Annotated in this window: 15 protein-coding genes; 4 read left to right on the forward strand and 11 right to left on the reverse strand. The window is 64.2% G+C overall.

Annotation, left to right across the window (positions count from 1 at the left end):
• Positions 1–16: 16 nt before the first annotated feature.
• From FHW69_RS15935 to FHW69_RS15950, 4 genes are read right to left on the reverse strand one after another with little or no spacing between them, the layout of a single operon-like run.
• Entirely contained in the window at positions 17–1060 is a 1044-nt protein-coding gene (locus FHW69_RS15935) for a C13 family peptidase (protein WP_183424087.1), read from the reverse strand.
• Positions 1044–1730 carry an acireductone synthase gene (gene mtnC, locus FHW69_RS15940; RefSeq protein WP_183424088.1) on the reverse strand — a complete coding sequence of 229 codons (687 nt, stop codon included), beginning with the start codon at positions 1728–1730 and terminating at the stop codon, positions 1044–1046. The genes FHW69_RS15935 and mtnC overlap by 17 nt, the downstream gene beginning before the upstream one ends.
• Before the next feature lie 51 nt (positions 1731–1781).
• Complete coding sequence (locus tag FHW69_RS15945) at positions 1782–2351, reverse strand: acireductone dioxygenase (RefSeq protein WP_183424089.1); 570 nt, start codon at positions 2349–2351, stop codon at positions 1782–1784.
• Complete coding sequence (locus tag FHW69_RS15950) at positions 2348–2992, reverse strand: methylthioribulose 1-phosphate dehydratase (protein WP_183424090.1); 645 nt, start codon at positions 2990–2992, stop codon at positions 2348–2350. The genes FHW69_RS15945 and FHW69_RS15950 overlap by 4 nt, the downstream gene beginning before the upstream one ends.
• Positions 2993–3166: 174 nt before the next feature.
• Between FHW69_RS15950 and FHW69_RS15955 the strand changes: the two genes are divergently transcribed.
• A complete protein-coding gene (locus tag FHW69_RS15955) occupies positions 3167–3496 on the forward strand; it encodes a high-potential iron-sulfur protein (RefSeq protein WP_183424091.1) in 330 nt (109 codons plus the stop codon).
• Positions 3497–3777: 281 nt separating this feature from the next.
• Here FHW69_RS15955 and FHW69_RS15960 read toward each other — a convergent pair whose 3' ends face one another.
• The 3 genes from FHW69_RS15960 to FHW69_RS15970 all read right to left on the reverse strand — a co-directional run bounded on the left by FHW69_RS15960 (position 3778) and on the right by FHW69_RS15970 (position 8003).
• Positions 3778–5226, reverse strand: a complete 1449-nt coding sequence (locus tag FHW69_RS15960; protein WP_183424092.1) for an amino acid permease — start codon at positions 5224–5226, stop codon at positions 3778–3780.
• Positions 5227–5326: 100 nt separating this feature from the next.
• The gene (locus FHW69_RS15965; RefSeq protein ID WP_183424093.1) at positions 5327–6817 is read right to left on the reverse strand and encodes an amino acid permease; all 1491 of its coding nucleotides are present in this window, start codon (positions 6815–6817) and stop codon (positions 5327–5329) included.
• A gap of 217 nt (positions 6818–7034) precedes the next feature.
• The gene (locus FHW69_RS15970; protein WP_183424094.1) at positions 7035–8003 is read right to left on the reverse strand and encodes a transporter; all 969 of its coding nucleotides are present in this window, start codon (positions 8001–8003) and stop codon (positions 7035–7037) included.
• 155 nt (positions 8004–8158) lie between these two features.
• On the opposite strand from FHW69_RS15970, the gene FHW69_RS15975 reads away from it, so the two are divergent.
• A complete protein-coding gene (locus FHW69_RS15975; protein WP_255494849.1) occupies positions 8159–8728 on the forward strand; it encodes an NUDIX hydrolase in 570 nt (189 codons plus the stop codon).
• Here the strand turns inward: FHW69_RS15975 and FHW69_RS15980 are convergent.
• Complete coding sequence (locus FHW69_RS15980; RefSeq protein ID WP_183424095.1) at positions 8700–9221, reverse strand: 3-hydroxyanthranilate 3,4-dioxygenase; 522 nt, start codon at positions 9219–9221, stop codon at positions 8700–8702. The two genes, FHW69_RS15975 and FHW69_RS15980, sit on opposite strands and share 29 nt — an antisense overlap.
• Between FHW69_RS15980 and FHW69_RS15985 the strand changes: the two genes are divergently transcribed.
• Both FHW69_RS15985 and FHW69_RS15990 read left to right on the forward strand, forming a co-directional pair.
• Positions 9220–10617, forward strand: coding sequence for an FAD-binding oxidoreductase (locus FHW69_RS15985; protein ID WP_183424096.1), 1398 nt, complete (start codon positions 9220–9222; stop codon positions 10615–10617). The genes FHW69_RS15980 and FHW69_RS15985 overlap by 2 nt on opposite strands.
• A gap of 2 nt (positions 10618–10619) precedes the next feature.
• Positions 10620–10955 (forward strand): tRNA-binding protein, encoded by a 336-nt coding sequence (locus FHW69_RS15990; protein WP_183424097.1) that lies wholly within the window; start codon positions 10620–10622, stop codon positions 10953–10955.
• Between the two features lie 75 nt (positions 10956–11030).
• Here the strand turns inward: FHW69_RS15990 and FHW69_RS15995 are convergent, their stop codons facing one another.
• The 3 genes from FHW69_RS15995 to FHW69_RS16005 are packed head-to-tail and all read right to left on the reverse strand — an operon-like array spanning position 11031 to position 15368.
• The gene (locus FHW69_RS15995) at positions 11031–12239 is read right to left on the reverse strand and encodes an acetyl-CoA C-acyltransferase (RefSeq protein ID WP_183424098.1); all 1209 of its coding nucleotides are present in this window, start codon (positions 12237–12239) and stop codon (positions 11031–11033) included.
• Between the two features lie 53 nt (positions 12240–12292).
• A complete protein-coding gene (locus FHW69_RS16000) occupies positions 12293–14662 on the reverse strand; it encodes a 3-hydroxyacyl-CoA dehydrogenase/enoyl-CoA hydratase family protein (protein WP_183424099.1) in 2370 nt (789 codons plus the stop codon).
• 43 nt (positions 14663–14705) lie between these two features.
• Entirely contained in the window at positions 14706–15368 is a 663-nt protein-coding gene (locus FHW69_RS16005) for a TetR/AcrR family transcriptional regulator (protein ID WP_183424100.1), read from the reverse strand.
• Positions 15369–15588: the final 220 nt, after the last annotated feature.

The following is a 15588-nucleotide window of genomic DNA, read 5'->3' on the forward strand; positions in this document are numbered from 1 at the left end:
AGCGAGCCCTGGGCGGTTACGGCGCCTTCGCCGGCGCAAACGGCACGGCGGCTCCGGCAGGAACGGCCTTGCGCCACGCGCTCAGCTGCGCGGCGATCCCGGCCCCTTCATCCATCTGGGGCTCAGACGGCGTGACCGCATCGCGCGTTTCCCACTGCGCGATCTCGGTGCGGGCCTTGCCGAAGGCGTCCACAAAATCCGGCGTCGTATTCAGTGCGTTGGCCAGCCACGCGTGGCCGAAATAGGTGATATCCGAATCGGCGCCGCAGCCGAAGGACGTGCGATCGGTTCGCGCCGAGGTCATGACCAGCGTGCCCGCACCACGCAGCTTCGGCACGAACCCACCCGAATAGCACGCATTGACCACCACGACCTTCCAGCGAAAGGCGTGTCGGTCAAGAATCGAGGCGAGGCCATCCGGATCAAGCTGATCGAGGGGCAGCGGGTCCATGTCGACCAGCAGGCTGTGGTCGTCGCCGCCGTGAGTGGCCACGTAAACCATCAGTATGTCTTCGTCCGGATGCATGACGCCAGCCAGGCCGTCGACGGCGGCTTCCAGATTCGACCAGCTGGCAAGCGGCCGGGTGCTCAGGCTGGCCGGGTTGTTCTCCAGCACCAGCGTGTGATGCGGGCTGGCGAAACGCCGGCTCATCATCTGGTCGAGGTATTCGGCCTCGTTGCGGAACACATCCTCTGAACCATCGCCCGCAAAGGCGATGGCATACACGTTGGGATGTCCCGGCTGACGGGGAGCCAGCGCAGCGATGGCCTTGCGCATCTGCGCCGGTTGCGCCGTCATCACCTGTTCCGGCGTTGGCGCATCGGCTGGCCAGTTGTCGGTGATGGTGTCTTCGTCCTGGGTATCGTCCGTGCCGGACGATGCGGCGGCGGCAGGTGCCTGGGGAGCCGTACTCACCACGGTTGCCGCAGCGGGTGCCGCCTGCGTATCAGCGGGACGACCGTTCCAGTGCACCACTGCCAGCACCGCCAGGGCGCCAGCAGCGAAGGCCAGGATCAGTCCCGCGACGCGCGGGCCGCGCCGTTCAGACGGAAATGGCATCGAAGTCGGCCACGGGCGGGTGTTCGGCGCTGGCAGGCAGGGCCTGCGGCGGGCGGACGAGCCAGGTCGTACGCATGCCGGCCGCACGGGCCGCATCCAGTTCCGCTGTGATGTCGGAAAGGAACAGGATGTGCTCGGGGCTCTCGCCAATGGCTTCGGCGATGCGCTGGTACGACTCGACCTCGCGCTTCGGGCCGGTCTGCGTGTCGAAGTAGCCGGCCAGCAGGGGCGTCAGGTCGCCGCTTTCGCTGTAGCCGAAGAGCAGCTTCTGGGCGTGCACGGACCCGGATGAATAGATGTAGATGCGCAGGCCCGCCGCGCGCCATGCGCGCATGCGCGCGGCCACTTCCGGGTAAACGTGCGAGAGGTATTCCTTGTTCTCGTAGCCTTCCTGCCAGATCATGCCCTGTAGCGCCTTCAGCGCCGTGGACTTGCGATCCTGGTCGATCCAGCTGACCAGCAGGTCGATGATTTCCTGGCGCGACGCCTCGATGATACCCGCCTCTTTGGCAGCCTCATGCAGCCAGTGCTGGACCTCGGGCGTGTCCGCGTGGGTCTCCACAAAGGCCGGCAGACGCTTGCGCGCGTACGGGAACAGGGTGGAGTGCACGAAGTCGATGGAACTGGTAGTGCCTTCGATATCGGTGAGGATGACGCGGATTTCTGCCATGGGGGAAGGCCTGCGGGTGAGCTGACCCGCAGGATAAACGACCCGGCAATCCTAGGATACGGTGACGGCCGAAGTGTGCGGGGTCATGCGCGGAAAGCGCTCGGCGATGTCCTGCCCCGTGAACTGCGCGATCCAGCCATCCTTGTTGGTGAAAAGGCGGATGGCGACGAAGTAGGGCGACTCGCTCATGTCGAACCAGTGCGGCGTGCCATCGGGCACGCCGATGAGGTCGCCCTGTTCGCACAGCACTTCGTAGACGCGGCCGTCGATGTGCAGGGTGAACTGGCCGGCACCGGCAACGAAGAAGCGCACTTCGTCTTCGCTGTGGGTGTGTTCACTGAGGAACTTCTGGCGCAGCGTGGCGCGATCCGGGTGATCCGGCTTCAGGCTGATGACATCCACCGACTGATAGCCTTCGCTGCTCATCAGGCGCTCGATGTCGCCGCGATACGCGTCGATCACTTCGTCCTGACTGGCGCCGGGTTGAATGGGCTGCTTCGCCGCCCACTGCTCAAATCGCACGCCGACGCCTGCGAGTGCCGCCGAAATATCGGCATGGTTTTCATGCACCGCAATGGGAGCTTCGTGACGGGTGTCGTCGTAAATGCGCAGACGGCTCATGGCGATAGCCTCCGGAGGTCGAGTTCGCAGCCCAGCAGGAATTCCAGGGCTTCAAGGTGACGGCGGGTTTCGGGCATGTCGCGACCCCAGGTGTAGATGCCGTGCCCGTTGATGAGGTACGCGTACAGCGGCTTGCCGCTGTCGATCCAGGCATCCACCTGGGCGACGAGGTCGGGCATGTGCTGGGTGTTGGGAAATACGGGAATTTCCAGCACGCTTTCGTGCGTGGTGTAGCCGGCGATGGCCTTCTGCAATTCCCAGCCTTCCAGGCGGATCACCCCTTCGCTGGCGAACAGGCGCGAGGCCACGCTCTGCGTGCGCGAGTGCGTGTGCAAAACCGCCTGCGCTTCAGGGAAGCGACGATAGACCTGGGTGTGCAGCGCGGTTTCCGCCGACGGGCGGGCCGTGGTGCCAACAGGCTGCCCATCCATGTCGATGACCATGATGTCGTCACGACCCAGCCGGCCCTTGTCGCGACCGGAGATGGTGATGGCCGCAAGCTCGTCGTCCAGTCGCATGGAGAAGTTGCTGCTGGTGGCCGGCGTCCAGCCGAAAGCGGCCAGTTCGCGCGCGGCATCAGCAATGGCGTCGGCGCGCTCGGCCAGCAGGGCGGCATCAACAGGGGGGTGTGGGTTCGACATAACGGTTTGGACGTCCAAAACTTTGCGTGACTATACCATGCTGCCCTGCAACGCCCGGGAGCGTCCGGGCGTAATGCGAGCCATTCTCGCGACGCGGTACAAGACCGGCGTACGATTGCGCCCGGAGCCCAGGCTTGTTCAGGGAGCGGGGCATGATTCGACGGAGGATGTCTGATGTCGCAAGACCATACGAATAATGAGGGGCGCCGCCGCTTCCTTAAAGTGGCCGCCGGCTCAATGGCTGCCGCAGCCGTGGTGGGCCTGGTGCCCCGTTCGGCACTCGCCGCGGATCTGCCTCCGGTGACGCCCGCTGATCCAACGGCCGCCGCGCTTCAATACACCGACAACGCTGCGACGGCCAAGGGTCGCAAGGCGCCCACGGACGCATGCTCGAACTGCACTTTCTATCACGGTGGTGCGGCAGGCCGGGGTCCGTGCGACCTGTTCCCGGGCAAGTCGGTGGCGGCAGCCGGGTGGTGCGTGTCGCACTCCGCCAAGGGCTGAACCGCGTTACCGGAAAAACAGAAAAGCCGGCTTTGAGGGCCGGCTTTTTTTCGTGTCACAACTTCGCTTCAGCAGAAAATGCTGCCCAAGCACGCCAGGCCGAGGAGCTGACCCGCCTGACGTGCCGGGCGGCAATCCGGGGGCCCACTGCCAAGTAAAACCCGCGGAACCGGGATCATACTCCTCCCGGAAGGTGACCGGCCAATGGCAGCTAAATGAACAGTGTTAAGACGATGTAAGTCATTCATGTTCAATGACTTACATCGTATACCTGCTGCCATTTATGGCTGTGAAGACGCCTTGCGCAAACGGCTGTGCTTCCAGCCGTAGCCCATGTACAGGATCACGCCCAGAACGGTCCATGCGCCCATCAGCGTCCAGTTGTACCAGCTCATCGTGAACAGCAGGGCGATGCAGCTCAGGATGCCGGCGATGCAGATGACCGGCGCCCATGGCACGCGGAAGGTGCGCGGGAGGTCCGGCGCTGTCTTGCGCAGGATCAGCACGCCGGCACACACCGCGCAGAATGCGATGAGGGTGCCCATCGAGGTGAGGTCGCCCAGCACGTTCAGTGGGAACACGGCGGCCAGCAGGGCAATGCCGAGGCCGGTGATGACTGTGTTGATGTGCGGGGTGCGGTACTTCGGGTGGATGGTGGTGAACACCTTGGGCAGCAGACCGTCGCGGCCCATGATCATGAAGATGCGCGGCTGCGCGATGATCATGACCAGCACAACCGACGACAGGCCGATCAGCGCACCTACTTCCACCACGCCGCGCAGCCAGCCAAGCTCCGCATGGCTGCGGATCGCGGTGACGACCGGCTCTGCCGTACCCAGTTCGCCATATGGCGTAAGGCCCGTGAGGACCGCCGCCATGGCGATGTAGAGCACGGTGCAGATGCCCAGCGAGGCGAGCGTACCGATGGGCATGTCGCGCTGCGGGTTCTTCGATTCCTGGGCCGCCGTGGAGGTGGCCTCGAAGCCGATGTAGGCGAAGAAGACCATGGCCGCGCCGCGCAGCACGCCGTGCCAGCCGTACTTGTCGCCGCCCTGGTTTTCGGGAATGAACGGGTGCCAGTTGGAGGTGTCGATATGCTTCGCACCAACGACGATCACCACCACGATGAGGGCCACCTTCAGGAGCACCATGGCCATGTTGATGCCGGTGGACTCCTTGATGCCCACGTAGCACAGCCAGGTCAGGGCCAGCACGATGCCCACGGCGGGCAGGTTGAACAGGGCGCCCGTGGTGACGAGGTGGCCATCGACGTAGTCCAGCGGCGCATTGGTCAGCGCGGGCGGAATGTGAATGCCCACGTGATCGAGCAGGCTGACGAAATAACCCGTCCAGCTCACAGCCACGGCCGACGCCGACACGCCGTACTCAAGCACGAGGTTCCAGCCGATGAACCAGGCCGCTCCCTCGCCGAGGGTGGCATAGGCGTAGGAATACGCGCTGCCGGATACCGGGATCATCGAGGCAAACTCGGCGTAGCACAGCGCGGTGAACGTGCTGCAGATGGCCGCGAGGATGAACGACAGGATGATGGCGGGACCGGCGTGGTCGGCTGCGGCGACACCGGTGATGACGAAGATGCCACCGCCGATGACGGCACCGATGCCAAGCGCGGTCAGGCCCCAGGGGCCGAGAGTGCGGCGCAGGGCGGGGCCATGCGCGTCGTCGGGTTCAGCCTGGGGTGCTTTCTTGGCGAGTAACTGCTGGAGCATGGATAGCCCGGATGGTGATGGACGTGACGAGGATAGCGGCAAAGCGCGGGAGCGGAACGAAAAAGGCCGGCACGTATGCCGGCCTTTCCCGTGTTGCGGATTAAGCGCTGCGCTTGCGTAGCTTGCTGTGCGAGTAGCCGTAGCCGAAGTAGATGGCCTGGCCGATGACGATCCAGCCCATCATCAGGCGCCAGTGTTCTTCAAAGGCCTGCCAGAACAGGTAAATGCAGGCCAGGGCGCCAGCGATGCAGATCGGCCACACGAACGGCACGCGGAAGCTGCGCTTCAGGTCCGGGCGGGTGTAACGCAGGATCAGCACGCCGATGCACACGGTGGCAAAGGCCAGCAGCGTACCCATGGAGACCAGCTCGCCCAGCACGCTGACGGGGAAGAGACCAGCCATGGCCGCGGCAGCCACGCCCACAAGGACCGTGCCGATGTGCGGCGTGCGGAACTTCGGATGCACCTTGCCCATGGCGCCGGGCAGCAGGCCGTCTTTTGCCATCGAGAAAAAGATGCGCGGAAGACCCATCAGCATGACGAGAATCACCGAGCTCAGGCCCGTGATGGCGCCCAGAACCACGATGGCCTTCAGCCACGAGAGCTGCGGATACAGACCCAGCGCGGTGGCAACCGGCTCCGGTGTATTCAGCATGCGGAACGGAGCGATGCCGGTAAGCACCAGCGCCACGGCGATATAGAGCACCGTGCACACTGCCAGCGAGCCCAGAATGCCGATCGGCATGTCGCGCTGCGGGTTCTTCGCTTCGCCGGCGGCCGTGGAGACCGCATCGAAACCGACGTAAGAGAAGAAGACGATGGTGGCAGCGCGGAAGATGCCGCTCCAGCCGAACGTGCCTTCACCCTCATTGGGCGGAATGAACGGGTGCCAGTTGGCCGGGTTGATCATCTGGATGGCGAACGCCAGGAACAGCAGGATCACGGTGACCTTGATGGCCACGATGATCGAGTTGACGAAGGCCGACTGGGTGATGCCCACGTAGCAAAGGCCGCTGAGCGCCGCGATGATCACGACGGCCGGCAGGTTGATGATGGTGCCGGTGGCCTGGATGTGGCCTTCCACGAACTTGAACGGTGCAGATGCCAGTTCCATTGGCAGCGACAGGTTGGTGCCTGCCATATGACCGACCATGCCGAGCATTTCGTTGAAGTATCCGGACCAGCCTGCCGCCACGGTGGCGGCTGCGAACAGGTACTCCAGCACGAGGTTCCAGCCGACGAACCAGGCGACGAATTCACCCAGGGTGGCGTAGGAGTAGGAGTAGGCGCTGCCCGAGACCGGGAGCATGGCCGCGAACTCGGCGTAACAAAGGCCGGCCAGTGCGCAGGCGAAGCCCGCGATGATGAAGCTGATGACAAGCGCCGGGCCAGCATGCAGGGCAGCAGCCTGACCGGTGATGACGAAAATACCGGCACCGATGACGGCACCAATACCCAGCATGATCAGGTGCCGCGCGGTAAGAACCCGTTTGAGTTCGCCGCCACCATGTGCGCCCGTCTCGATGTGTTCGCCAGCATCGACGTGCGGCGCAGCCTCAATGGGATGCGTCGCGAATAGGTTTTTCAGCATGTTACTCCCCCGTAGCGGTGGTGTTGCCTTTTCTTATTCAGACCGTAACGCACGCCACGGCCGGGTTGCCCTTGCCCGGAGGCGTTGACAGGGCACCATAGCCCAGCGGGGCGCGACGGTACAAGCTGCAATGCGAGCAAGGACAAGGGCTGCAGGCATGCAGATGAGACCGCCGACCATGACTTGCGGCGGTTGCGAAATGTCAGGAGTTCACTCATCAGAAAACCATGTTGATGGCGGCCTGCGGACTGACGTAGCTGGCCGTGTTGCGGCCGGCTATGTTGAACTGCACGCCGGCAATGACGCCGACGGTGGAACTGATGTTGTATTCCACGGCCGGGGCGAGACTGAAGTCCGACTGGAACGGCGAACGGCTGCTGAAGGCGGGCGTGCCGTCTGCCAGCGCGTTGCCGTGGAGGGTGGAGCGACCCACGCGGTTCCATGCCGCCTCCATCACAAGTACCCATCGGGAATCGACGCTGTATTCGGCGGCCACTGTGGCGCCGAACGTGTGCCCGGGGCGCACCGATCCGCGGAAATCCTGGTGCGTGCCGTACACGCTGGTGCCCACGAGATTGACCCGTGCAGGCACCGGACTCCAGGTGACCTGCGCACGCCAGCGCAGCGGGCGGCCGTTCGGCATCCACACGATCTGCTGGCCGAGCAGCGAGAGCGTGGTGCGATGCGCGCCGCTGCCCGAGCCGTTGAGCGGGTTGGTGTCGAGGCGGTGATAGGAGCCGGTGGGCAGGCGTTGCGCCACGGCAACGGCAAACGCAGGGCGCGTGCCATCTTCGTTGGGCGCCTGCAACAGATAGCTGAAGCGCAGGTTGGTATCGCCCATGCGAATGCCGGCGGTGTGCTTCTGGTTGGCATACGCATGCACTCCGCTGAGAGTGAGCTGGCCCGTCAGACGCTCGGTGATGCCATAGCTGACGGGGACTGCAACCTGCCACTGACGTGTGGATGAGTCGGTATGGAAACGGTTGCCGTCGTTATCGTACAGACCGCTGGTTTTGGTATGTATGAGATATGGCTCAACGTTCAGCGTGCCCACCGGCAGGGCATTGGGGTTGGGCGTGATGAGCGGGCCGGTGAAGTTCACATCCGCAAGCGAATGTTCCGTTGCGGTGGCCGTCAGGGGCAAAGCGGCCAGAAGAAGGGCAGACAGATACTTCGTTGGATACATCGACGTTTCCCTACGTATGCAGCAGCGCTGCGAAAGTGGGTGTGCTTCGTGCACATGAGTCGATGCTAGTTAGCGGAGGTCGTGTCGGGATATCAGACTAGTCTGAATTTCCATGCGAAAATTGCGATGCTTCCCACTCGAGGTGCCCTGGAATCATGCAACCGTTGTCTGATATTCGCTGTGCGCTTGCCGACTATGCTGCCCGTTGGCCCGCAGAACCGGACGTTTCGCTGTTTCTCGGGATGCTGGACAGCGGCGTTGAGGTTTTTCGCAGAGAACATCTTGCGGGCCATTTCACGGCGTCTGCGTGGCTGGTCAGTGCCGATGGCAACCGGGTGTTGCTGACGCATCACCGGAAGCTCGGTCGCTGGCTTCAGCTGGGTGGCCACGCTGACGGTGATGTGGATCTGCCTCGCGTGGCGTTGCGCGAGGGTCAGGAGGAATCAGGCATTGACGCGCTCCGTGTCGAGCAGGCGATCTTCGATGTGGATCGCCACGGCATTCCGGCGCGCGGCCAGGAGCCTGAGCACTGGCACTACGACGTCCGCTATGTAGTGCACGCTGACGACGAGGCCTTTGTGGTCGGGCACGAGTCGCTGGATCTGGCGTGGCGCAACATCGACGAGCTGATTGCCGACGCATCCACCGACGCGTCGCTGAAGCGCATGGCGCACAAGTGGCGCCAGCGCCAGACCGCTATGCGTAGCGCGGCGGCACCGGGCTGACCGCGCCGCACTCCTTGCAGGTGCGGGCATCGGCTGATCGGTAGAAGCGGTCGAACACAGGCGGAAAGTCGGTCTCGATGCTGCCGAGCGTGAAATATTCTTCGAACAGAAGATGGTTGCACTCGTGGCAGAACCACAGCAGGCCGTCGCGTTCGCCTGCCATGCGGCGGCGTTCGATCACCAGGCCGATGGAGTCGGGCATCCGTTGTGGCGAATGCGGAACGCGCGCGGGCAGGTAGAACAGTTCGCCCGCGCGGATCGGAATGTCCTTCGGCTGCCCGTCGTCCTGCACCTTGAGGACCATCTCGCCTTCTATCTGATAGAAGAACTCCGGACCTTCATCGTAGTGATAGTCGGTGCGTGCATTCGGGCCGGCCACGATCATCACGATGAAGTCGCCGTCCACAATGCACTTGTTGCCGACAGGGGGCTTCAGCAGGGCGCGGTGATCGTCGATCCAGCGCTTCAGGTCGATGGGGGGCATCAGGCTCATGGGTAAACGATACCTCAACGGCGTGTCGCGGCGCACCGGAGGATGTCGCGCGGCAGTTGCCGGGCGCGGGCGGGTGACGTACAAGCATGAGTCCGCCCGTCGCCCCGGATATGCACCGTTGAACCACTCCTGGTATGCCGCCAAGTCACCCGAGCCGGCGCGTCACGCGCCGCTGACCGGGCGCGCGGATGCCTCCACGGTGATCGTTGGCGGCGGTTTTGCCGGGCTGAACACGGCGCTTGGCCTGCTCGCACGCGGCGAACGCGACATCATATTGCTGGAGGCCGAGCAGATCGGCTTCGGTGCGTCGGGTCGTAACGGTGGGTTCGTGTTCGCGGGTTACTCGCTGGGCGAGCAGGCGTTGCTCGACAAGGTTGGTGTGGACAGGGCGCGGGACCTCTACGGCCGCACGGTCGCCGCCGTCAACCTGATTCGCGAGCGCATTGCCCGCCTGGACATTGCATGCGACGTGGTGGATGGCGGCGTGATCTGGGCCAACTGGTTCCGCGACCCGGCGGTGCTGCGGCGCAGGCAGCAGTTGCTTGCCGAAACCTACGACACGCACTGGCAATGGATTCCGGCGGGCGCCATGCACGAGTTCGTGCACAGTCCGCGCTACCACGATGGCCTGTATGAACGGAACGCGTTCCACATCGATCCGCTGATGTATGCGCGCGGCCTTGCTCAGGCTGCGGCGCGCGCGGGCGCCACGATTCACGAGCACTCACCCGCTGTTCGGCTGGCGCGCGATGGCGAGGGCTGGATCGTGTTCACGGCACACGGCGAAGTGCGGGCGCGCAACGTGGTCCTGGCGGCGGGTGGGTATCTGGCCGGGCTGGATCGTCGCGTGGATCGTGCCGTGCTGCCTGTGGCCACTTACGTGATGGTGACCGAACCACTGGGTGATCGCCTGAAAGAGCATCTGCGCACGCAGGCGGCGATCTACGACACGCGCTTCGCGTTTGATTACTACCGCCCGTTGCCTGACACGCGCCTGCTATGGGGCGGACGAATTTCCATTCGCGATCGCTCGCCCCGCTCAGTGCAGCGCTTGCTCAAGCGCGACATGGCGAAAGTATTTCCCGCATTTGCCGATGCGCGCGTCGATCACGCATGGTCGGGATTGATGAGTTACGCGCGCCACGAGATGCCGCAGGTTGGGCGTCGCGCGCCGGGGCTCTGGTATGCACAGGCCTTCGGCGGTCACGGGGTGGCGCCCACGTGTGCGGCAGGCGAAGCGTTGGCGGACGCCATAGTGGGCGGGGATGAACGATGCGTCGCATATGCGGACTTTGGTCTGGTTTCCGCACATCGGCCGGTGGGTTATCTCGCGGCGCAAGCCAGCTATTATAGTGCGCAGCTGGGTGACTGGTTCAAACGACGACTGGAAGGTTAGGCATGACGCAGGAAATCAGCTGGGCGGATTTTGAAAAGGTGGCGCTGGTGGCCGGAACGGTGGTTCGCGTCGAGACGTTTCCTGAGGCGCGCAAGCCTGCGTACAAAGTGTGGGTCGATTTCGGCCCGCATGGCGAGCGCAAGACCAGTGCGCAGATTGCGGGCATCTATCAGCCTGACGATCTCGTTGGCCGGCAGATCGTGGGCGTCATCAATTTCCCGGAGAAGCAGATCGGCCCGTTCCTTTCGCAGTTTCTGCTGACGGGGTTTCATACGGACGAAGGCGTGGTCGTGACCACGACGGAGCGCCCGGTACCCAACGGCACCCGTCTGGCCTGAGCCTGCGAAAAGGCGGGCACAAAAAAGGGAGGCGGTTTGCACCGCCTCCCTTTCTGCTTTCAACAGCACTGCAACTCAGAGTGCTTCAAACACGCCTGCCGCACCCATGCCGGTACCGATGCACATGGTGACCATGCCGTACTTCTGCTTGCGACGGCGCATGCCGTGGATCAGCGTGGCGGCGCGGATGGCACCCGTGGCGCCCAGCGGGTGGCCGAGGGCGATGGCGCCGCCCAGCGGGTTGACCTTGGCCGGGTCCAGGCCAAGGTCGCGGATCACTGCCAGGGCCTGGGCGGCGAAGGCTTCATTCAGTTCGATCCAGTCGAGCTGGTCCTGCGTGATGCCGGTCTGCCTGAGTGCCTTGGGAATGGCTTCCTTCGGGCCGATACCCATGATTTCCGGGGCGACGCCAGCCACCGAGAAGCCAACGAAGCGTGCCAGCGGGGTCAGGCCGTAATCCTTGATGGCCTTCTCGCTGGCCAGCAGCAGGGCACCTGCGCCGTCGGACATCTGCGAGGAGTTGCCTGCCGTGACCGAGCCACCGAACTGGCCGTTGCGGAACACCGGGCGTAGCTTGGACAGCACGTCAATGCTGGTGTCCTTGCGCGGACCTTCGTCGATCTCGATGATGCGGCGATCTTCGCGAACGCTGTGATTGCGGATGTCCGGATAGCGATCATCCAGCTGGAACGGCGTGATTTCGTCCTTGAAGTCGCCGTTGGCGATGGCCGCCAGCGCGCGCTGATGGCTTTGCAGGGCGAACTGGTCCTGATCCTCGCGGCTGATCTTCCACTGCTTGGCGACGTTCTCGGCCGTGATGCCCATGCCGAAGGCGATGGCGCGGTTTTCGTCGTTCTCGAAGATGGCCGGGTTCATGGCCACCTTGTGGCCCATCATCGGCACCATGCTCATGCTTTCGGTGCCGCCAGCGAGCATCAGGTCTGCTTCGCCCAGGCGGATGCGGTCAGCGGCCATGCCGATGGCCTGCACGCCGGAGGAGCAGAAGCGGTTGACGGTGACGCCGGGCACGCTCTGCGGCAGGCCGGCCAGCAGCACGCCGATGCGCGCCACGTTCATGCCTTGCTCGGCCTCGGGCATCGCGCAGCCGATGATGGCGTCGGCGATGATCGACGGGTCGATGCCCGGTGCCTGTTCGATGACCGCACGAATGACGTGGGCCAGAAGATCGTCCGGACGGGTGTTGCGGAATACGCCGCGGGGCGCCTTGCCAACCGGGGTGCGGGTGGCGGCGACGATGTAGGCGTCTTGCACTTGCTTGCTCATGGGTATGTCCTGTCAGAAGGGAAGTCGTTCGGAGGAGGCATGCGCGATGCGCATCAGTTCCGGAGCGGCTTTCCTGTCGTCATGGTGTGCGCGATGCGGGCCTGGGTCTTTTCGGTCTGGGCCAGATCCACGAAATGGCGGCGCTCAAGTGCGAGGAACCATGCCTCGTCCACCTGCGAACCACGCTCAATGCGGCCACCCGACAGCGTGTCGGCGATGCGGCTGGCGATCTCGATGTCGTGCGGCGAAGCGAAATAGCCTTCCGCCAGGTTGGCCAGCGATGCCTTGAACGTGGCCGTGCTGACGTCGCCCGCCACCGGGATGGCACGCGCGGGCAGCGGCGGACGGTAGCCGGATTCGGCGAGCGCGCCGGCCTGCTGTTTGGCGACGTAAAGCAGCTCGTACGCGTTGAACACGACCACGTCGTCCTCGCGCAGCAGGCCCATCTGCTTTGCTTCCAGCGCACTGGCCGAGACCTTGGCCATGGCGATGGTTTCAAAGATCTTCTTCAGGTATTCGAACGGGTCTTCCGGATTGGCCTTCGCGGCACGCACCGCGAACTCCTTCAGGCCGCCGCCAGCAGGCAGCAGGCCCACGCCGGCTTCCACGAGGCCGATGTAGCTTTCCAGTGCGGCCACCGTGCGTGCCGAGTGCATCTGGAATTCACAGCCGCCGCCCAGCGCCAGGCCGCGGATGGCCGCAACCACGGGCACCAGCGAGTACTTGATGCGCATGCTGGTGGCCTGGAAGTTGGCGACCATCGCTTCAAACTGAGCGAGCTTGCCGCTTTGCAGAAGACCCAGCGCACCCTTAAGGTCGGCACCGGCAGAGAACGGCTCGGCCGTCTGCCACAGCACCACGCCCTTGAACTGCTTTTCGGCTTCGTCGATGGCGCGCTGCACGCCGTCCAGCACGAAGTCGTTGACCGTGTTCATCTTGGTCTTGAACGAGATCACGCCGATGTCGTCGCCGTGCGTCCACAGGCGCACGCCTTCGTTTTCCCACGCCGTGGTGCCCTGATTGAAGGTTTCACCCAGGACCGGGTCCGGGAACAGCTGGCGCTTGTAGACCGGGTGGCTGGAGCGCGGCTTGTTGGAAGCGGCGCTGGCCGACCAGGAGCCGTCGGCGGCGTGCACACCCTTGCGACCGTCCGTGACCCAGGCGGGCAGGGGCGCATTGCTCATGGTCTTGCCGGCGGCGATGTCTTCGGCGATCCAGCCAGCAATCTGCTGCCAGCCAGCGGCCTGCCAGGTTTCAAAGGGGCCGAGCTTCCAGCCGTAACCCCAGCGGATGGCGAAGTCGACATCGCGCGCGGTTTCAGCGATGTCGGCCAGATGGAAGGCGCTGTAGTGGAAGAGGTCGCGGAAGACGGCCCAGAGGAACTGAGCCTGCGGATCGGACGACGCGCGCAGCTTCGCAAACTTTTCTGCCGGGTCCCGGATGGCCAGGATGGCAGCCACTTCGTCGGACGCCTTCTGCTCGGACGGACGATAGTCCTGCGTGGCCAGATCAAGAACGACGATGTCCTTGCCCGCCTTGCGATAGAAGCCTGCGCCGGTTTTCTGGCCCAGCGCACCCTTCTCGATGAGGCCCGAAAGCCACACCGGCGCCTTGAAATACTGGTGCCACGGATCATCGGGCAGCGTGTCGCCCATCGTCTTGATGACGTGCGCCATGGTGTCCAGGCCCACGACGTCCGCCGTGCGGTACGTGGCGCTCTTCGGGCGGCCGAGGGCCGGGCCGGTCAGCGCGTCTACGGTGTCGAAGCCCAGGCCGAATTGTTCGGTGTGGTACATGGTCGACAGGATCGAGAACACACCGATGCGGTTGCCGATGAAGTTCGGCGTGTCCTTCGCATACACCACGCCCTTGCCAAGCGTGGTGGTGAGGAACGCTTCCAGGCCATCGAGCACCGGGCGCTCGGTCAGGCGGGTGGGGATCAGTTCCACCAGGTGCATGTAGCGCGGCGGGTTGAAGAAATGCACGCCGGTAAAGCGATGGCGCATTTCTTCCGGCAGCGCTTCGGCCAGCGCGTTGATCGACAGGCCCGAGGTATTGCTGGCCAGCACGGCGGTCGGCGACACGTGGCCGGCGATCTTGCGGTACAGGTCCAGCTTCCAGTCCATGCGTTCGGCAATGGCCTCGATGATGAGGTCCACGTCCTTCAGCTGGTCGAGGTCATCTTCGTAGTTCGCCGGAATGATCGCGGCGGCCAGGCCTTTCTCGGCCAGCGGAGCCGGCGACAGCTTCTTGAGGTTGTCGATGGCCTTCAGCGCGATGCCGCTCTTCGGGCCTTCCTTTGCAGGGAGGTCGAAAAGCACGGTTTCCACGTTGGCATTGGTCAGGTGCGCGGCAATCTGCGCGCCCATGACGCCGGCGCCGAGTACTGCGGCCTTGCGAATGCGTAACGGTGTTGCGGTCATGGTGATCTCCGGTGATGCAGACACTTGGCGAGGAAGTCCGCGGTCAGCGAGTGGCCGTGGAAGATGAAATGGAGGGGTGGCGCATGCCGGCGGCGGCAAAGCGGATCAGATGCTCGGCCGCCTGCTCACGGTGGTCGCGCTCGGCGACGTCGTTCTTGCGCTGGATGATTCCGAAATCAGCCATGGCGTAGGTCAGGGCGCCGGTCACGATGTCCAGGCGCCAGTAAATGTCTTCCTTGGCCAGCCCGGGGAGCTGGCGGGCAAATTCGGTAGCGAACTGGCGCAGTACGTGACCGTAGTTGTCTGACAGGAAGCGGCGCAGGGTTTCGTTGTGCTCGGCATAGGCCCGGGCCAGTACGCGCACGAAGGCGGCCGCGCCGCCATCGGTGCGGGAAAGGTCAAGGGCGGGGCGGATGTAGGCGTCCAGCACGTCTTCCAGCTTCGTGTCCGGCTGGCCGGCGATGCGGGCGAGGGCAGACAGGCGCCGGGAGTTCAGCTCGTCGAGGCGACGGCGGAACACTTCCTCGATCAGCTTGTCCTTGGACCCGAAGTGGTAATTCACGGCCGCGAGGTTCACCTTGGCAGCCGCGGTGACCTGGCGCAGCGAGGCGCCGGCAAATCCGTGGGTTGCAAAGAGGGTTTCGGCGGCGCCGAGGATGCGCTCTTTGGTCGTGCGCTCCCGGGAGGCGAAGGGCGAGGCAGTCATCAGGAAATCCTCCGGCGGGCCTGGGGCGAATCAAACGATCGTTTGAGAATACGCCCGGCGCTGGCGCCCGGTCAAACCTGGCCGTTATCCGGCCTGCAAACGCCTTGCGATTGAGCTAGAATCTGTCAAGATTTCGTGAGCTAAGTACGTCATTCTCGACGCGTTTGGTCGCAAACTACTGGCAATCGCCCCCTGGGGGGCACCCTACCTATTTTCCCGG

Origin of the sequence: Luteibacter sp. Sphag1AF (assembly GCF_014192715.1) — a bacterium.
Lineage (GTDB): Bacteria > Pseudomonadota > Gammaproteobacteria > Xanthomonadales > Rhodanobacteraceae > Luteibacter.